The following is a 16,519-nucleotide window of genomic DNA, read 5'->3' on the forward strand; positions in this document are numbered from 1 at the left end:
TCTTCTTAGAAGCTCAGCACAGGGCAGCTGTCGTCGGACATGTAGTCATGCACCTTGATGTCGCCCGAGGCGATCTTGGCAGCAGCCTCGTCCACAGCGGCCTGCATCTCAGCCGAGACCAGCGACGCGTTGTGCTCATCCATGGCATAGCCGACACCGCCGTTGGCCAGACCCATGACAGAGAAGCCGGTTTCCATGTCGGCTCCATCGCTGAAGGCCTCAAACACGGCGTTGCCGACCTTCTTGGTCATCGAGGTCAGCACCTTGCCCGGGTGCAGGTGGTTCTGGTTGCTGTCGACACCAATCGACAGGATGCCTTCGTCGGCTGCGGTCTGCAGCACGCCCACACCGGTGCCGCCCGCCGCGGCATAGACCACGTCCGCGCCCTGGCTGATCTGCGCCTTGGTCAGCTCAGATCCTTTGACCGGGTCATTCCAGGCCGCCGGGGTGGTGCCGGTCATGTTGGCGATCACAGTGGCATCCGGGTTGGCTGCCTTGACGCCTTCGGCATAGCCGCAGGCGAACTTGCGGATCAGCGGGATGTCCATGCCGCCGATGAAGCCGACGGTGTTCGATTTGGACGCCATGGCGGCCATCATGCCAACCAGGTAGGAGCCTTCGTGTTCGTTAAAGACAACCGAGCGCACGTTGTCGCCTTCGACCACCATGTCGATGATGGTGAATTTGGTGTCCGGATAATCAGCAGCCACCTGGCCCAGGGCATCAGCAAAGGCGAAGCCGACCATCACGATCGGGTTGGCGCCGGCCTCGGCAAAGCGGCGCAGCGCCTGCTCGCGCTGGGCTTCGGACTGCAGTTCGATCTCGCGGTAGGTTCCGCCGGTCTCTTCGGTCCAGCGCTGGGCGCCGCCGTGTGCGGCCTCATTGAAGCTCTTGTCGAACTTGCCGCCCAGATCAAAGATCAGGGCCGGTTCCGCCAGTGCGGCACCTGCGGTCAGGGCCAGCGTCGCGGCTGCGCCCATCAGCGGTTTCATCAGGGTCATCAGGTTAACTCCCACTGTCATTATTTGTTGGATGCAGCGGGGCTTTTCCGCTGCCCGGCCCCGTTCAGGCCTTAGAGGGTGCGGCAATTTAGCCTGCAGGGCAGGGAGGGGGTCAACCGCTTTTTGACCATTTGGTGCGAAATCCGCGCAACTGGCCTAGCGTAAAGACTTTCTCATCAGGATCGCATCCGCCGGATTGGCGTCTTTGCGGCGGTAATATCCCGCCCGGCGCCCGCATTCCGCGAATCCGCCGACGCGGTACAGCGCTTGTGCGGGTGCGTTATCTTCGGCGACTTCCAGGAAGGCCTCTGCTGCACCGCGCGCGCGGGCGGCTGATTCCCAGTCTGCCATGCAGGCCCGGGCCAGTCCCTGCCGCTGATGGGCAGGATCGGTGGCGATGGTCAGCAGTTCCGCTTCATCTGCAATCACCCGGACCAGGGCGAAACAACGGGCATCGCCGGCGGCAAAGACCAGCGGGCTGTCCAAGAGGGCGGCAAACTCCAGCGCCGACCAGGGCCGCGACTGGGTAAAGGCCGCGGCATGGGTGGCGGCCATCTGCGCCGGTGTCAGCGGGTCACTCATCAATCAGTGCCGGCGGCACGTCGCTGGAGGGGGCCGCATCAGCCGCACGCAGGTACAGCGGTGCGGGCGGCTCCGTCACGGTTTCAAACTTCTGTGCCGCGATGCGCGCAATCGCTTCGGCGATCCCTGCCGGGCTTGCTTCGGGCGCAAACGCCAGCCCGGCACCGCGGGCGGCGTCCTCGGCCTCTTGGCGGGGCAACAAACGCGGTGCCTCCCCTGGCAGGGCGGCATAGACCTGGTCGCGCGGCGCAGGCACGGCGGGCAATGACCCCTCGGCGGCGCGGGCCTCAAACCCGTCTACCCCCACCGCCGGAACCTCCAGCCCCAGCGCCAGCCCGCGGGCGGCAGAGACCGCAATGCGGATACCGGTGAAATTGCCGGGACCAATGCCCACGCCAATGGCATCAAGATCGGCCCACGTGGCGCCGCCCTCGGCCAGCACCTCCTCCAGGAGCGGCATCAGCCGTTCGGCCTGGCCGCGCGACATTTCTTCCAGCCGGGAGGCCAGCACCGCATCACCGCGCAGCAAAGCGGCCGCGCAATGCGCGGCCGATGTGTCAAATCCCAGAACCAGCGGTTCGGAAGCCATCAGATGTCCTCTCGCGCGCGGTCAGACAGCAACCGGGCGCACTTCAGTGACTTCCGGGATGTAGTGGCGCAGCAGGTTCTCGATGCCCATCTTCAGGGTCAGCGTCGAGGACGGGCAGCCGGCGCAGGCGCCTTGCATGTGCAGGTAGACAACGCCGCGGTCAAAGCCGTGGAAGGTGATGTCGCCGCCGTCCTGGGCCACCGCCGGGCGCACCCGGCTGTCCAGCAGTTCCTTGATCTGGTTGACGATCTCGGCGTCCTCGCCGGAATGCTCGGCATGGCCCGAAGCCGGATCGGCAGACCCATCCGCCATCACCGGCTGGCCGGACTGATAGTGCTCCATCACCGCGCCCAGAATAGCAGGCTTGATGTGGTCCCATTCGACGCCGTCCGCTTTGGTCACGGTGACAAAGTCGTTGCCGAAGAATACGCCGGTCACGCCCTCGACCGCAAAGATGCGGGAGGCCAGAGGCGATTTTCCGGCAGCGTCTGCGCTGGGGAAGTCGGCGGTGCCGACCTCAAGAACGGTCTGGCCCGGCAGGAATTTCAGCGTCGCCGGGTTTGGCGTGGATTCAGTCTGAATGAACATGTCGGGTCTCCGTTAAGCGTGCCCCCGATATGCGCCCTGCGGCCCGCCAAGTCAAGATTTGGAACGATTCTAAATTTCGCTGCCCGAGGCGTGCTCCAGCGCCTGCTCCAGCCGGTCATCGCCCCAGAACAGTTCCGCCCCGCTGGTAAAGCTGGGCGCGCCGAAAATGCCCGCGGCAATGGCCTCATCGGTCTGCGCCCGCAGTGCCGACTTGATGTCCGGCGCCTGCGCCCGCTGCATCAGGCTGGGATAAAGGCCCGCCTTGCTCAGGCAGCTCTGCAAGACAGTTTCATCTGCGATATCCGCGCCCGCGCCGAACTGCTCCTGGAACACCGCCTTGGCGAAGGCCTCAATCCGGTCCTTTTCCGCCGCCGCCAGTGCCAGACGCGCTGCCATCAGCCCGTTCTGCGGGAACACTTCCGGACGGCAGAAGGGCAGGCCGCGGGCCGCGCACATCCGTTCCATGTCGCGCCACATGTAGCGGCCCTTGGCTGGATAGATGTTGAAAGGCGAGGTGTCCCAGCCCTGAGCGGCAAAAATTGGACCGAGCAGAAACGGTTTCCAGGTAACGGCAACGCCGCGGGCGGCGGCAAGTTCGCCGATCCGCATCACGCTGAGGTAGGAGTAAGTGGAGGCGAATTCGAACCAGAATGTGATCCTGCCGGTCATCGCCTCTGCCGTCCTTTCTGCTCAGGTGATTGCTTCCAGCTTTTCCTTGCTGAGGTCGCCGGGCACGATGGTAATCGGCACCGGCAGGGCGCCGGAGTTCTTGGTGAGCTGGGTGACCAGCGGCCCGGGTCCCTTGCGGCCGGTGCCCGCACCCAGCACCAGAACGCCGATTTCCGGATCGCCCTCGATAAAGTCGAGGATTTCCGGCACCGGCTCACCCTCGCGGATCACCAGTTCCGGGTCCACATTCTGGCGGTCGCGCATCCATTTGGCGAAAACTTCGAAATGAGCATGGATGCGCTCGCGCGCTTCCTCGCGCATCACTTCGCCGACGCCGATCCAGTGGTTGAACTCATCCGGGGGAATAACCGACAGGATGGTGACGCCCGCGCCGGTGTGCGCCGCCCGCATCGCGGCAAAGCGCATGGCGTTCAGGCATTCGCGGCTGTCGTCCAGGACCACAAGGAATTTGCGCATCTTCGCTCTCTCGTTGTTGCACCGCGGATCATGGCGCATGCGGGGCGATCAGGCAATAGAGCCAAAGAGCCGTCAACGCTGCGTATTTCTGGCCCTAGACTTTGTGCCGGCCGGGCATATTCGGCTTGAGCTTACGGATTTACGGCTGGCTGGCGGCCCAGTCCCAATAGAGGTCCCGCACACGTTTGGCGACAGGGCCGGCCTGATAGCGGTTCTCGTCAAAGGCAGTGACCGGTGTCACTTTGCTCATGTTGCCCGACAGGAAGATCTCGTCGGCCTCCTCGAAATCCTGATAGCCCAGCACGCATTCATGCACGGTGATGCCATCGGCACGCATATTGCTGATGTGGCGGGTGCGGGTGATGCCGGCCAGGAAGGTGCCGTTGGGGATCGGGGTGAAGACCTCGCCGTCGCGCACCATGAAGACATTGGTGGTGGCGGTTTCAGCCACATTGCCCATCGCGTCCAGCGCCAGCGCGTTGCTGAACCCTTTGCTGCGCGCCTCCCGCAGCATCCGGGCGTTGTTGGGGTACAGGCAGCCGGCCTTGGCATTCACCACCGCGCTTTCCAGCACCGGGCGGCGGAACCGGGTGCGGGTCAGGGTGGCAGCGGCATCGGGAGCCGCCATCGGGATTTCTTCCAGGCAGACGGCAAATTCAGTGCTGTCCGCTTTGGGCGCGATCAGCGTCTCGTCGCCGTCGGCGGCCCAGTACATCGGCCGGATGTAAACCGCGGCGCCGGGAGCAAATCCCTCCAGCCCGTCGCGGATGATCTCCACCATCTGCGGTGCAGAATGGCTGGGGGCCATCATCAGCGCCTCCGCAGAGGCATTTGTGCGGGCACAGTGCAGGTCCAGATCCGGCGTCCTGCCGTCAAAGAAGCGCGCGCCGTCAAATACGGAGGAGCCCAGCCATATCGCATGGTCTGCAGCCCGCATCACGGCCTGATTTCCGTCCTGCCAGCTGCCGTTGAAATACGTGCGGATTGTGCGGCCTGCAGCCATGGTTCAGCCTCCCTCTGCTTGCCGCAAGGGTAGGCAGGGAAAGGTCAGAGGTCCAGACCTAACATCGCTTGCAGGTGTTGGTGGATTGGCGCCGGAAAGGCTTATTTTTCATTCCTTACAGTGGCTTGTGGTCATTGTGCGCGAAATCTGACGTCGCGCTATTTTGGTCAGTCATTCTGACCAATTGTTTCGCGCGCGAAACATTCGGGCAGAATGGCTGACCTGCTCAACTTCCGCGAGCAAAGCCTGCAGGTCCAGCGCTTCTGTCCCCATATTGAGCCTCCCATCCGGGGTGCGCGGCCAGTCGGCCTCTGCCCGGTCGCGGTACAGCTCCACCCCGTTGCCATCGGGATCGCGCAGGTAGATGGCCTCGGACACGCCGTGGTCGGCGGCGCCTTCCAGTGCAATCCCGGCGTCCAGCACCCGGCGCAGCACCGCGGCCAGGCTCTTGCGGTCCGGCAGCAGGATGGCGGTGTGGTAGAGGCCGGTCATGTTTGGCGCCGGCGCCGGGCCGCCGCGCGACTGCCAGGTGTTGAGGCCGATATGATGGTGATAGCCACCCGCCGACAGAAAGGCGGCGGAACTGCCCAGCCGCTGGGTCACGTCAAAGCCCAGCACGCCGCTGTAGAAGGCAATCGACCGCTCCAGGTCGGAAACCTTGAGATGGACATGGCCGATGCATGTGCCCGCGGGAAGAGGGGGTGTTCCGATGCTCATTACTGCCTCCATCTGTGTGCTGGTGCAAAGATGGGGGATAGATTTTCTGGATGCCATTCCGCAGTGCTGCACCATTTCCCTGTAGAGATGCACAGCCTGACAGCGCGGCACGTTCAGCGCGCCGTCAGGCGCGCCCGGCCCAACCGGGCCTGCGCATCTGTGATGCGCTGCAGCCCGGGCGGGAGAGTTTCCGCTGGAGATCAGGCGGCGGGTTTCAGTCCGGCTTTGGCCAGTACGGCAGAGGCGGCTTGCTCCCAGCGTGCCTTCAGTTCTGCATTCGGAGTGCGGCGCAGGCCCATGGACTTGAGGCCCTCGAACTTCTGCGAGGTCTCGGAGCCGAAGCTTGCCGCGACCCGCGGCCACCAATAGCCGGCCAGTTCCTGCAGGGCCTTTGTCCCTTGCGCTTCCACCAGCACCATCAGGCCTTCCTCCGCCAGTTCGGCGTGGTGTGCCTCGATGGGCTGGATGGCACGGAAGGCTTCGGCCAGCGGCTGGTAGGACACATGGCTCAGCTCCTCCAGCTGCACCGCAACCGCGCTGCCCATAAGAAGGTTCATCACCACCGCATCGGCCCAGCCTTCCAGCGGGTAGTTGAACACGGCCAGCCGCATGTCGTGCTTGGTGCGGGACTGGCCAATGTCGGCGTCCCGCTCCAGCCGTGCGGTCCAGGGGTGGTGATCGGCATAGCGTTCTGTGTCGGCGCCGAAGTCGCCCATGATGCGCAGCACTTTCTCGGCGCTGTCGGATTTTTCCAGCACAATCTTGGCGGCGGCGATGCGCGCCTTGATGCCCGGCCCTTCGTTGATGATGTCGGCAAAACCTGCAGCACCCGCCAGCTCGCTGTCGACAAAGGTCGCCATCATCTTCATCAGCTCGGCGCGGTAGCGCGGCGGCACGTTGGACGGGTTGGACAGCACGCCGCCCTGGGCCAGATAGCTGGTGATGCTCATCTCGTCAGTCATGATCTTTCCTCCCTCGGGCAGGTGTTACTGGTCGTAGTCGACCACGACGTTGTCAGTCAGCGGAAAGGCCTGGCAGGACAGCACATAGCCTTTTTCGACCTCGTAGTCCTCCAGCGCGTGGTTGGCGACCATTTCGACCTCGCCCTCCAGCACCTTGCAGCGGCAGGTGGAGCAGACCCCGGCCTTGCAGGCATAAGGCGCGTCCATTGCGTTTTCCAGCGCGGCGTCCAGCAGGGTTGTATCCTTGCCCATCTCGATAGTCTGGGTGGCGCCGTCCAGGGTGATGGCGGCCTTGGTCTGGTTGGCGCTGCTGGCCGCATCCGCGGCGGCGGCCTTGCGCTTGGCGCGGCCCGGCTGGGCAGAGGCGAACAGTTCGAACTTGATCTGGCTGTCATTCAGGCCGGCAGTGCGCAGGGCGCTGGCGATGCCCAGCATCATCGGCTCGGGGCCGCAGATGAAGGTGGTGTCGACCGACTGGATGTCGATCCAGTGCTCGAACAGCTGCGCGCATTTCTCTTCGGTCACCAGACCGGTAAAGAGGTCGATTTCCTGGGCGTCGCTTTCCAGCACATGGATCACATTGAAGCGGCCCATGTAGAGGTTTTTCAGGTCCTCCAGTTCCTCGCGGAACATGATCGTGTTCACGCCCTTGTTGGCATAGACCAGCGTGAAGGATGACTTGGGTTCGGCGTCCAGCGTTGTTTTCAGGATCGACAGCACCGGTGTGATGCCGGAGCCGCCGGCAAAGCCCAGGTAGTGTTTTTCTGCCGCCCCGTCGAGCGGGGTGAAGAAGGTGCCCATCGGCGGCATCGCTTGAAGGGTATCACCCGCCTTCAGCTCGGTATTGGCCCAGGTCGAGAATGCGCCGCCGTCGACGCGCTTGATGCCGACCTGCAGGATGCCTTCGTCCTTGCCGGCGCAGATCGAGTAGCTGCGCCGCAGCTCCTCGCCGTCGAAGTCGCGGCGGAAGGTCAGGTACTGGCCCTGGGTGAAATCAAACTCCTCAGCCGCGCCACACGCGGGCTTCAGGGTGACCACCACCGCATCGCGGATGGTCTTGCGGACGTCGGTGACTTCTAGGTCGTGAAAGCGCGCCATCAGGGTCTCCTCAGATGCACTTGAAATAATCAAAGGGTTCCAGGCAGTCCTGGCAGCGCCAGTGGGCCTTGCAGGGAGTGGAGCCGAACTGGCTCACACGGGTGACATCTTTGCTGCCGCAGCGCGGGCATTTTTCGGGGCCGCCAGCGGGCTGGGGCGGGGCAATGCCGTATTCCTCCAGCTTGGTGCGGCCCTTCTCCGTCAGCCAGTCGGTGGTCCAGGCGGGGGAGATCTGCGTTTTGAGCAGCAGATCAGTGATGCCGCGGTCGCGCAGGGCGGTCTCAATATCCATAGCGATCACCGAGGTGGCCGGGCAGCCGGAATAGGTCGGGGTAACGGTGACCACCAGGGTGCCACCCTCCCAGGCGACATCGCGGATGATGCCGAGATCCACCAGCGAGATCACTGGGATCTCCGGATCGGGCACGGCGTCAAGCCAGTCCCAGACTTGGGAGATGCTTGGCTGTGTCGTCACTTGGCTCATGCGGTTACCCTCATTGGCTGTTCCGCCCGGCCTCCTTCACGGAAGCGGGCCTCACCCCCCGCCTGAAGCCGGGGGTGCCCTCAGTTCTTTGGCCGTGGCGTTACCACTTGGCGCCGGGATAGACGCGCTGCAGCCATTGCATCTGGGTCAGCAGGTGCCCCAAGTGCTCGGTGTGCATCGCACCGGTGCGCCCGCCTTTGTGGGCAAAGCTGCTGTCCGGAATGATCAGCGTCGCATCGCCCAGGATGCGGGACACCAGGACGTCGTATTCTTCGCGCAGGGACGCGGGATCGGGGGCAATGCCTGCCTTGACCATTTCCGCATCCACATCGTCGGACTGGAACATCTCGCCTACGTAGGGCCAAAGATAGTCCAGCGCCTCCTGCATCCGGCGGTGGCTTTCCTCGGTGCCGTCACCCAGGCCCACCACGGTGTCGGCGGAGCGCTCCAGGTGATAGGCCACTTCTTTCGAGGCCTTTTCGGCAATCGCGGCGACCCGCTCGTCCGAGGATTTCATCAGGCGGCCCAGCTGGATCGAATGCCAGGCGTCGAACAGGAACTGGCGCATCAGGGTGCGGCCGAAGTCGCCGTTGGGCACCTCGCACAAGAGCACGTTGCGGAAATCCCAGGCGTCGCGCAGGAAGGCGAGGTCGTCGGCGGTTCTGCCTTCGCCCTGCACTTCACCGGCGAGGCCAAGCCACATCTGGGTCTGGCCGATCAGGTCCAGCGCGGTATTGGCCAGCGCGATGTCCTCTTCCAGCACCGGGGCGTGGCCGCACCATTCGCTGACCCGGTGGCCGAGGATCAGGGTGTTGTCCCCCATCCGCAGCAGGAACTGAAAAAATGCGTCTTCGCGGGTCATTACATCGCTCCCACTTCTTCGGGGATGTCGAAGAAGGTCGGGTGGCGGTAGACCTTGGACTCGGACGGCTCATAGAGCGGGCCCTTGTCGCTGGGCGAGGAGGCGGCGATGTGATTGGCCTCAACCACCCAGATCGACACGCCTTCGTTGCGGCGGGTGTAGACGTCGCGGGCGTTCTTGATCGCCATTTCGGCGTCGGGTGCATGCAGGGAGCCGACGTGGCGGTGGCTCATCCCGTGCTGGCCGCGGATGAAGATTTCCCAGAGGGGCCATTCGTTTTTCATGTCTCAAATCCTCCTGGCTGAGGGGGCGCTGCGCCGGGTCCCGATTGGGGGCGGAGCGCCGGAATGCTTGGGGTTACTCGGCGGCGTGCTGGCGTGCAGCCTTCTTTCTGGAATGCGCAAGCAGGCCGTCGCGGACCCAGGCACCGTCGTCCCAGGCCTTGTTGCGGGCGGCGAGGCGGTCGACGTTGCAGGGGCCGTTGCCCTTGATCACCTCAAAGAACTCGGACCAGTCCGGGTCGCTGTAGTCATAGTGGCCGCGCTCCTCGTTCCACTTGATGGTGGGGTCCGGCAGGTCGAGGCCGAGGAATTCGATCTGCGGCACCGTCTGGTCGACGAATTTCTGGCGCAGCTCGTCGTTGGTGTTGATCTTGATCTTCCAGGCCATGCTTTGCGCGGAATGGACCGAGTCCTTGTCGGAAGGCCCGAACATCATCAGCGCCGGGAACCAAAGGCGGTTCACCGCATCCTGGGCCATCTTCTTTTGCGCAGACGTGCCCTCGGCCATCTTGCGGATGGCATCGAACCCTTGGCGGGCGTGGAAGCTCTCTTCCTTGCAGATGCGGATCATCGCACGGGAGTAGGGGCCGAAGGAGGTCCGCTGCAGCGGCACCTGGTTCATGATCGCCGCGCCGTCAACCAGCCAGCCGACTGCACCGATGTCGGCCCAGTTCAGCGTCGGGTAATTGAAGATCGAAGAGTACTTCATCCGGCCGTCGAGCAGCATCTCGGTAAGCTCGTCGCGCGACACGCCCATGGTTTCCGCTGCACAGTAGAGGTACAGGCCGTGGCCCGCCTCATCCTGTACCTTGGCGAGCAGGATCGCCTTGCGCTCCAGCGTGGGCGCGCGGGTGATCCAGTTGCCCTCGGGCAGCTGGCCGACGATTTCGGAGTGGGCGTGCTGGCCGATCTGGCGGATCAGCGTCTTGCGGTAGCCTTCGGGCATCCAGTCCTTGGGCTCGATCTTCTCGCCCGCGTCGATGCGCGCCTGGAAGGCGGCCAGCTTTTCCGGATCGTCCTGGGTCGCTTCGGATTGAACCATCTGAGCATACATGTCTGGGACCTCCTCAGGTTTTCATTAAACGCGTTCGAGGATCAGGGCGGTGCCCTGTCCGACGCCGACGCACATGGTGCAGAGGGCATACCGCCCGCCGGTGCGCTGCAATTGGTAAGCGGCGGTCAGCACCAGCCGCGCCCCGGACATGCCGAGCGGGTGGCCCAGTGCAATTGCACCGCCGTTGGGATTAACATGGGGCGCATCGTCCGCAACGCCAAGCTCGCGCAGAGCTGCAAGGCCCTGGGAGGCAAAGGCCTCGTTCAGTTCGATCACGTCCATCTGTTCGATGCTGAGGCCGGTGCGGGCCAGCACCTTGCGGGTGGCGGGCACCGGGCCGATGCCCATGATGCGCGGCTCGACCCCTGCGGCGGCCATGCCGACGATGCGGGCCATCGGTTTCAGGCCGTTCTTTGCAGCCGCGGCCTCATTTGCCATCAGGATCGCCGCGGCACCGTCATTGACGCCGGAGGCATTGCCTGCGGTGACGGTCTTGTCGGGGCCGTTGACGCCCTTGAGGCCCGCCAGCTTCTCAGCCGAGGTGCCGGGGCGGGGGTGTTCGTCGGTGTCCACAACCAGGTCATCGCCCTTGCGCTGGGGGATGGTGACCGGGGTGATCTCGTCCTTGAAAATGCCAGCCTCATGCGCGGCGGCCCAGCGGGCCTGGCTGCGGGCGGCAAATGCGTCCTGATCTTCGCGGCTGACGCCATAGTCTTCGGCCACGTTGTCGGCGGTCTGCGGCATCGAGTCGGTGCCGTACATCCCGTGCATCTTCTTGTTCACGAAGCGCCAGCCGATGGTGGTGTCATAGACCGCATTGGCACGTGTGAAGGCGGAGGTCGCCTTGGGCATCACGAAGGGCGCGCGGCTCATGCTTTCAACGCCGCCGGCAATGGCCATGTCGTAATCGCCCGCCTTGATCCCGCGCGAGGCCATGCCGACCGCATCCATGCCGGAGGCGCAGAGGCGGTTGATGGTGGTGCCGGGCACAGAGGTGGGCAGGCCCGCCAGCAGGGCGGCCATCCGGGCCACGTTGCGGTTGCTTTCGCCTGCCTGGTTGGCATCGCCAAAGATCACGTCGTCCAGGCTGCCCCAGTCTACGTCCGGGTTGCGCGCGGCGAGCGCGGCAATAGGGAGGGCGGCAAGATCATCAGTACGCACCTGACTCAGCGCGCCGCCATAGCGGCCGATTGGGGTGCGGGTGGCATCGCAGATGAAAGCATCCATGGGTGTTCGCGTCTCCTGTGGCGGCGGTAGGAAAAGCCGACCGTTGGGTCGGTGATAAGCCGGAAGATGATTCGCGGCAAGTAAATTGTAACTCAAAAATGGATGTTGGTGAAAATCTGTAACGAATGGACGCAGAGCTGTCCGGGCTGGGGGCGCCCCCATCCCGCGGGGCTCCCTGAAGCATGCACGCTGAATAAAAGGGCCGGGTGGTTACTGCGGTACTTGTCCGCGGTATCGTTCTGTCAATTCAGGCGCCACATCATCAGCCTCGTAGACCCCCAGCAGGATACCCTTGCGCCCGGACTTGCCGCGGCGTGCCTTGATTTGCGTATCCGACAGGGTGATCCGCTGTGACATCCTGAGGCCCCATTCCAGCAAACGGTCATACATCAGATCGATGATCGCCTGATGACTGCCGTCCTTGGCGAGGTCCACCAGTTCATCCGGGTCATTTTCCATGTCGAACAGCATCGGCCTGAGCCCGCCCTCTGCGTGCATGAACTTCCAGCGTTTGTCGGTGACCATAAACAGTCGCGCATCCTTCGGCCCCAGGCCCAGCTTCTCGCTAAGCGGCATGGTGGAATAATCGAACTCGGCAATGGCATATTCCCGCCACTCCGGTTTTTCACCGCGCAGGAACGGCATCAAGGAACGCCCTTCCAGGATGTGCGGCGCAGGTTCGCCGCCTGCCGCCTCCAGGAAGGTCGGCAGCAGATCAATCGCCTCCACTAGTTCGTCGCAGGAGGTGCCGCGGGCGGTATCGGCCTCCGCGCGCGGGTCATAGATGATCAGCGGCACTTTGATCGAGGGCTCGTGGAACAGGTTCTTCTCCCCCAGCCAATGATCGCCCAGGTAATCGCCGTGGTCCGAGGTTACCACGATCATCGTATCCTGCATCCGGCCAGTTTCTTCCAGCCAGGCAAACAGCCGTCCCATCTGGTCATCGGCCTGTTTGATCAGCCCCATATAGGCGGGGATCACCTTTGCCCGCACTTCGTCGCGGCTGAAGGTCTTGCCGATCTGGTTGTTCATCATGCCGCCGAACACGGGATGCGCGTCCTCGCGCTCCCCTTTCGAGCGCACGACCGGCAGCACATGCTCCGGCCCGTACATGTCGTGGTAGGGCGCGGGCACGATATAGGGCCAATGCGGCTTGATATAGCTCAGGTGCGCACACCACGGGCCCTCTGCCTGCTCGATGAAGGCCATCGCCTGAGTGGTCAGCCAGGGCGTTTCGCTGTCTTCTTCAGCGATATTGGCGGGCTTGTCCGCATTGATCATGAACCAGCCGGAGGCGATGTCATTCCCCTCGACCCCGGCATTGGCGAAGTCGTTCCACGGGTTTTCGCCTGGATAGCCCCTTTCCTTGAGGTACTCATTGTAAGGGCTGCGCTTGCTGTCATAGAAGCCATCCGGCCCTTCCGCCCACAACCCGTCATCGCGCACCCAGGGATCAAAGCCGCATTCTGACTGGCGCACGCCAATCACGCTGTCCGGGGCCAGCCCCAGCCGCTGCATGCCGTCCGCATCCGCAACCATATGGGTCTTGCCGATCAGGTGGCAGCCCATGCCTGCGCTGCGCAAATGATCGCCCATGGTCCACTCGCCCACCCGCAGCGGGTAGCTGTTGAACTGCACCCCGTGGCTGGAGGGGTAACGCCCCGTATAACTCGACATCCGCGACGAGCCGCAGGTGGGCGACTGCACATAGGCACGGGTAAACCTCACGCCCCTGGCGGCCAGCCCGTCGATGTGGGGTGTCTGCAAATGCGGATGGCCGGCGCAGCTCAGATAGTCGAACCGCAGCTGGTCGAACATGATATAGAGGATGTTCATCGGCGCCTCCTGCTTGGTGCTGTAGTATTAATAAACAAGTGAAGCAAATTTGACGAGGGAGCTTCTTGACGAGTCCCGCCCTGGCCAGAACTATGGCGTTTGTTTTCTTTTGTCCCAACGGCATTCATGACAGGTCTTTCACCCCCCGCTGCAATCCGCCCCGCTGGAATGGAGGACTGCTCCAGCCTAGCGGCCTTGTCGATCGAAATCTGGGCCAGCACCTATCTGCACTATGGGATCAGCGCGCATTTTGCGGACTATGTGCTAGCGTATTATACCCCTGCGCGTTTCGCCGAGGCCCTGCAAAATCCGGCAGAGGGCCTGCTGGTCTCGCAAAACCTGGACGGCATCGACGGCTATATCCGTGTTACGCACGGACGTCCCAGCCCGGCTGGCGGGGCTTCGTGCACCGAGATATCCACGCTCTACGTCCAGCCGCGGCACCACGGGCGCAGCATCGGGCGGCACCTGCTGCAAGCCGGGCTGCAACTTTGCCGGTCAAACGGCTGGGACGCGCCCTGGCTTGCCAGCAATTCCGAGAACTCCCGCGCAATCTCCTTCTATCTGCGCAACGGGTTTGAACATGCCGGGCTGACAAGTTTCAGGATCAGCGAAGCCGAATACGCCAACGACGTGCTGCAATACTCCTCTCTCTGAATCGCCGACCAAATCTTCAACCGGCTTTCCGATGCGCCACAGAAAGGACACGAGCGGGCCCGAAGCCTGTGCATCGGGCCCGCCATGGCACCTGGTGGCGCCCGGGCCTGACGGCCCGGGCGCAGGGGGATCCGGCGCTGATGTCAGCTCACCGCTGCAAAGCCTGCATCAAGGGCAGAAAGTATGGTGCTGGCCTCCGCCTCGCTCAGCACCAGCGGCGGCGACAGGATGATGTTGGGGCCGGAGACCCGCACCATGGCGCCTGCCTCATAGGCCGCTTCCTGCAGTTTGCTGATGGTCTTCTTGTCCACGGCTGTCTTGGCGGTGCAGTCGGATACCAGCTCCAGCGCGCACATCAGGCCGTGGCCGCCACGGACGTCGCCGATCAGCTCGTATTTCTGCTGCAGCGCCAGCAGGCCCTGATGGATTTGGGTGCCGCGGGCGGCTGCGTTTTCCGTCACGTTCAGGCGAAGGGTCTCTTGAAGGCAGGCCAGGGCAGCAGCCGCGCCGACCGGGTGGCCCGAGTAGGTGTAGCCGTGTCCGATGGCCGCCTTGCCGGTGGTGTCCTTCTCGAAAGTTTCGGTCATATGGTCTGCAATCATCACTGCGCCAAAGGGGAAGTAGCCATTGGTGATCGCCTTGGCGGTGGCCATCATGTCCGGCTGCACGCCCCAGTGGCGCGAGCCGCTCCACGATCCGGTGCGGCCGAAGGCAGTGATCACCTCATCGGCGATCAGCAGGATGCCGTTTCTGGAGCAGATCTCGCGCACGCCGGGCATGAAACTGGCATGCGGCGGGATCACCCCGCCGGCCCCCAGGACCGGCTCCATGATGAAAGCGGCGATTGTGCCTGCGCCCTGAAAGGCGATCTCGTCCTCCAGAGCCTGCAGGCAGAGCTGGGCCAGACGTTCCGGATCGGTCTCGTTGAAGGGGTTGCGGAAGGTGTAGGGCGCCGGGATGTGAAAGCAGCCGGGCAGCAGCGGTTCGTACTGGGTGCGGAAGTTTGCGTTGCCATTCACCGAAGCCCCGCCCATGTGGGTGCCGTGGTAGCCCTTCTTGAGGCTCAGGAACTTGGTGCGGCCTTCCTCGTCGCGGATCTTGTGGTACTGGCGGGCAAGACGCAGGGCGGTTTCTACGGAATCCGAGCCGCCGGAGGTGAAAAAGGCGCGAGTGAGCCCGTCCGGCGCAAAGAACGCGTGCAGCTCTTCTGCCAGCTGAATCACCTGATCGTTGGTGGTGCCGCGAAAGGTGGAATAGTAAGGCAGCACGTTCAGTTGCGCCGCGATGGCGTCTTTTACCGGTTGGCATGAGAACCCGAGGTTCACGTTCCAGAGACCCCCGACTGCATCAACCACCTCATGCCCGTCAATGTCGGTGATCTTGACACCTTTGGCAGAGGTGATGATGGCGGGCGGACTGGCTAGGCTGTCGCCCGGGTGCGTCATGGGGTGCCAGAGGGATTTGGCGTTGTGCTCTTTCAGGAAGTTGGAGTCTTTCATGGGGCAGCTCCTGGATGCGGCCCGGTTTGGGCCGGTGAAGGGGTCAGGCGGTTTCGTCCTGCGGGAAGCCCGCCGGAGCGGACCCTCCGATGCGATAGGTGAGGGTGGCGCCTGCGCGGCGCAGGGCGGCTGGGATCAGTTGTTTCTGTTCTGCTGTCATGCGGGAAGCGGGGGCGGCCACCGCTAGGGCGCCGATCACCTTGCGGTCCGGATCAAATATTGGAACCGCGTGGGAATGAACGTCTTCCTCAAACCCGCCGACAGACACGGCAATGCCGCTTTTGCGGATGCTGGTAAGCTGGGCGCGGATTTTCTGCGGATCTGTGATGGTTTCCGGAGTGCGGGCCCCCAGCGGCTGGGACAGTATAGTCTCGGCGAAGTCCGGTTCGGCATAGGCAAGAACTGCCATGCCGGAGCTGGTGCCATGAAATGTCAGAACCTTGGCGTCCTCCATCATCACCCTGGTGGCGTTGCGCGGTGAATAGGCGTGTGACAGCGAATTGAGCTGGCTGCCTTGCAAGAGCGACAGGTGAGTGGTTTCGCCGGTTTCATCGCTCAAATCGCGCAGAACCTGGCGGGAAACGGAGAGGATTGGCACCGCGGCCTCACGCAGGGCTGCAAGACGCAGAACCTGGGGGCCTAGCCGGTAAGAGCGGTCGCTGCCCGTCTGTTCTACAAAGCCCGATTCCTGAAGTTCGTTCATAAGCCGGTAGACGGTTGCCTTGTTCATCCCGGACAGGCGCGTGAGGTCGCTGAGCCCGATCGCGGTCCGGCCGTGATTGAAATATGTCAGCAGTGACAAGGCTTTGGATACAGTTCCCATGCGCCTGTTGAAGCTCCCTGTTTGAACTGTCCGGACGATCTCTCCTGCGCCGACGGTTCCGTGATGCGGTTTAAATGGCAGATGCGAGATCTGGTTGTCAATTAAATAAA

The 16,519-nt window shown here is 63.4% G+C and carries 19 protein-coding genes; 1 reads left to right on the forward strand and 18 read right to left on the reverse strand.

From position 1 onward, the window contains the following. Positions 1–5: 5 nt before the first annotated feature. The 16 genes from RA26_RS07220 to RA26_RS07295 form a co-directional block, all read right to left on the reverse strand. Positions 6–1,001 (reverse strand): BMP family lipoprotein, encoded by a 996-nt coding sequence (locus RA26_RS07220; protein ID WP_039182112.1) that lies wholly within the window; start codon positions 999–1,001, stop codon positions 6–8. A 156-nt stretch (positions 1,002–1,157) separates the two neighbouring features. After that, positions 1,158–1,583, reverse strand: a complete 426-nt coding sequence (locus RA26_RS07225) for a GNAT family N-acetyltransferase (RefSeq protein WP_039181900.1) — start codon at positions 1,581–1,583, stop codon at positions 1,158–1,160. Next, a complete protein-coding gene (gene tsaB / locus RA26_RS07230) occupies positions 1,576–2,172 on the reverse strand; it encodes a tRNA (adenosine(37)-N6)-threonylcarbamoyltransferase complex dimerization subunit type 1 TsaB (protein ID WP_039181903.1) in 597 nt (198 codons plus the stop codon). Before tsaB ends, RA26_RS07225 begins: the two co-directional genes overlap by 8 nt. A gap of 21 nt (positions 2,173–2,193) precedes the next feature. Beyond that, positions 2,194–2,760 (reverse strand): NifU family protein, encoded by a 567-nt coding sequence (locus tag RA26_RS07235; protein WP_039181909.1) that lies wholly within the window; start codon positions 2,758–2,760, stop codon positions 2,194–2,196. Between the two features lie 69 nt (positions 2,761–2,829). Further along, positions 2,830–3,429, reverse strand: a complete 600-nt coding sequence (locus RA26_RS07240; RefSeq protein WP_039181912.1) for a 2-hydroxychromene-2-carboxylate isomerase — start codon at positions 3,427–3,429, stop codon at positions 2,830–2,832. Between the two features lie 21 nt (positions 3,430–3,450). Beyond that, the gene (locus RA26_RS07245) at positions 3,451–3,906 is read right to left on the reverse strand and encodes a universal stress protein (RefSeq protein WP_019297030.1); all 456 of its coding nucleotides are present in this window, start codon (positions 3,904–3,906) and stop codon (positions 3,451–3,453) included. Positions 3,907–4,045: 139 nt separating this feature from the next. Then, on the reverse strand, positions 4,046–4,909 hold the full coding sequence (locus RA26_RS07250; RefSeq protein WP_039181914.1) for a branched-chain amino acid aminotransferase: 864 nt from the start codon (positions 4,907–4,909) through the stop codon (positions 4,046–4,048). 171 nt (positions 4,910–5,080) lie between these two features. Continuing rightward, entirely contained in the window at positions 5,081–5,626 is a 546-nt protein-coding gene (locus RA26_RS07255) for a VOC family protein (protein WP_052272335.1), read from the reverse strand. Between the two features lie 200 nt (positions 5,627–5,826). Then, entirely contained in the window at positions 5,827–6,588 is a 762-nt protein-coding gene (locus RA26_RS07260) for a Phenylacetic acid catabolic protein (RefSeq protein ID WP_039181915.1), read from the reverse strand. Between the two features lie 24 nt (positions 6,589–6,612). Beyond that, positions 6,613–7,686, reverse strand: coding sequence for a 2Fe-2S iron-sulfur cluster-binding protein (locus tag RA26_RS07265; RefSeq protein ID WP_039181917.1), 1,074 nt, complete (start codon positions 7,684–7,686; stop codon positions 6,613–6,615). Between the two features lie 10 nt (positions 7,687–7,696). Further along, positions 7,697–8,170 (reverse strand): 1,2-phenylacetyl-CoA epoxidase subunit PaaD, encoded by a 474-nt coding sequence (gene paaD, locus RA26_RS07270; protein WP_039181919.1) that lies wholly within the window; start codon positions 8,168–8,170, stop codon positions 7,697–7,699. A 100-nt stretch (positions 8,171–8,270) separates the two neighbouring features. Next, complete coding sequence (paaC, locus tag RA26_RS07275; protein ID WP_039181921.1) at positions 8,271–9,032, reverse strand: 1,2-phenylacetyl-CoA epoxidase subunit PaaC; 762 nt, start codon at positions 9,030–9,032, stop codon at positions 8,271–8,273. After that, on the reverse strand, positions 9,032–9,316 hold the full coding sequence (paaB, locus tag RA26_RS07280; protein WP_008557866.1) for a 1,2-phenylacetyl-CoA epoxidase subunit PaaB: 285 nt from the start codon (positions 9,314–9,316) through the stop codon (positions 9,032–9,034). Before paaB ends, paaC begins: the two co-directional genes overlap by 1 nt. A 73-nt stretch (positions 9,317–9,389) precedes the next feature. Continuing rightward, on the reverse strand, positions 9,390–10,367 hold the full coding sequence (paaA, locus tag RA26_RS07285) for a 1,2-phenylacetyl-CoA epoxidase subunit PaaA (RefSeq protein WP_039181924.1): 978 nt from the start codon (positions 10,365–10,367) through the stop codon (positions 9,390–9,392). A gap of 24 nt (positions 10,368–10,391) precedes the next feature. After that, positions 10,392–11,594: a 3-oxoadipyl-CoA thiolase gene (pcaF, locus tag RA26_RS07290; protein WP_039181928.1), complete on the reverse strand. Its 1,203-nt coding sequence runs from the start codon at positions 11,592–11,594 to the stop codon at positions 10,392–10,394. Positions 11,595–11,804: 210 nt separating this feature from the next. Next, positions 11,805–13,430 carry a sulfatase-like hydrolase/transferase gene (locus tag RA26_RS07295; protein ID WP_039181930.1) on the reverse strand — a complete coding sequence of 542 codons (1,626 nt, stop codon included), beginning with the start codon at positions 13,428–13,430 and terminating at the stop codon, positions 11,805–11,807. Positions 13,431–13,556: 126 nt separating this feature from the next. Between RA26_RS07295 and RA26_RS07300 the strand changes: the two genes are divergently transcribed. Further along, positions 13,557–14,087 (forward strand): GNAT family N-acetyltransferase, encoded by a 531-nt coding sequence (locus RA26_RS07300; RefSeq protein WP_039182120.1) that lies wholly within the window; start codon positions 13,557–13,559, stop codon positions 14,085–14,087. Between the two features lie 143 nt (positions 14,088–14,230). Here RA26_RS07300 and RA26_RS07305 read toward each other — a convergent pair whose 3' ends face one another. Further along, entirely contained in the window at positions 14,231–15,586 is a 1,356-nt protein-coding gene (locus tag RA26_RS07305; protein ID WP_039181934.1) for an aspartate aminotransferase family protein, read from the reverse strand. 43 nt (positions 15,587–15,629) lie between these two features. Next, complete coding sequence (locus RA26_RS07310) at positions 15,630–16,409, reverse strand: IclR family transcriptional regulator (protein WP_039181937.1); 780 nt, start codon at positions 16,407–16,409, stop codon at positions 15,630–15,632. Positions 16,410–16,519 lie beyond the last annotated feature (110 nt).

This window comes from Leisingera sp. ANG-M7 (genome assembly GCF_000813965.1).
GTDB lineage: Bacteria > Pseudomonadota > Alphaproteobacteria > Rhodobacterales > Rhodobacteraceae > Leisingera.

What these genes read in the sequence shown, in the direction of transcription:
- RA26_RS07220 (WP_039182112.1), bottom strand. Translation starts at nt 1,001, where the DNA reads ATGACCCTGATGAAACCGCTGATGGGCGCAGCCGCGACGCTGGCCCTG.
- RA26_RS07225 (WP_039181900.1), bottom strand. Translation starts at nt 1,583, where the DNA reads ATGAGTGACCCGCTGACACCGGCGCAGATGGCCGCCACCCATGCCGCG.
- tsaB (WP_039181903.1), bottom strand. Translation starts at nt 2,172, where the DNA reads ATGGCTTCCGAACCGCTGGTTCTGGGATTTGACACATCGGCCGCGCAT.
- RA26_RS07235 (WP_039181909.1), bottom strand. Translation starts at nt 2,760, where the DNA reads ATGTTCATTCAGACTGAATCCACGCCAAACCCGGCGACGCTGAAATTC.
- RA26_RS07240 (WP_039181912.1), bottom strand. Translation starts at nt 3,429, where the DNA reads ATGACCGGCAGGATCACATTCTGGTTCGAATTCGCCTCCACTTACTCC.
- RA26_RS07245 (WP_019297030.1), bottom strand. Translation starts at nt 3,906, where the DNA reads ATGCGCAAATTCCTTGTGGTCCTGGACGACAGCCGCGAATGCCTGAAC.
- RA26_RS07250 (WP_039181914.1), bottom strand. Translation starts at nt 4,909, where the DNA reads ATGGCTGCAGGCCGCACAATCCGCACGTATTTCAACGGCAGCTGGCAG.
- RA26_RS07255 (WP_052272335.1), bottom strand. Translation starts at nt 5,626, where the DNA reads ATGAGCATCGGAACACCCCCTCTTCCCGCGGGCACATGCATCGGCCAT.
- RA26_RS07260 (WP_039181915.1), bottom strand. Translation starts at nt 6,588, where the DNA reads ATGACTGACGAGATGAGCATCACCAGCTATCTGGCCCAGGGCGGCGTG.
- RA26_RS07265 (WP_039181917.1), bottom strand. Translation starts at nt 7,686, where the DNA reads ATGGCGCGCTTTCACGACCTAGAAGTCACCGACGTCCGCAAGACCATC.
- paaD (WP_039181919.1), bottom strand. Translation starts at nt 8,170, where the DNA reads ATGAGCCAAGTGACGACACAGCCAAGCATCTCCCAAGTCTGGGACTGG.
- paaC (WP_039181921.1), bottom strand. Translation starts at nt 9,032, where the DNA reads ATGACCCGCGAAGACGCATTTTTTCAGTTCCTGCTGCGGATGGGGGAC.
- paaB (WP_008557866.1), bottom strand. Translation starts at nt 9,316, where the DNA reads ATGAAAAACGAATGGCCCCTCTGGGAAATCTTCATCCGCGGCCAGCAC.
- paaA (WP_039181924.1), bottom strand. Translation starts at nt 10,367, where the DNA reads ATGTATGCTCAGATGGTTCAATCCGAAGCGACCCAGGACGATCCGGAA.
- pcaF (WP_039181928.1), bottom strand. Translation starts at nt 11,594, where the DNA reads ATGGATGCTTTCATCTGCGATGCCACCCGCACCCCAATCGGCCGCTAT.
- RA26_RS07295 (WP_039181930.1), bottom strand. Translation starts at nt 13,430, where the DNA reads ATGAACATCCTCTATATCATGTTCGACCAGCTGCGGTTCGACTATCTG.
- RA26_RS07300 (WP_039182120.1), top strand. Translation starts at nt 13,557, where the DNA reads ATGACAGGTCTTTCACCCCCCGCTGCAATCCGCCCCGCTGGAATGGAG.
- RA26_RS07305 (WP_039181934.1), bottom strand. Translation starts at nt 15,586, where the DNA reads ATGAAAGACTCCAACTTCCTGAAAGAGCACAACGCCAAATCCCTCTGG.
- RA26_RS07310 (WP_039181937.1), bottom strand. Translation starts at nt 16,409, where the DNA reads ATGGGAACTGTATCCAAAGCCTTGTCACTGCTGACATATTTCAATCAC.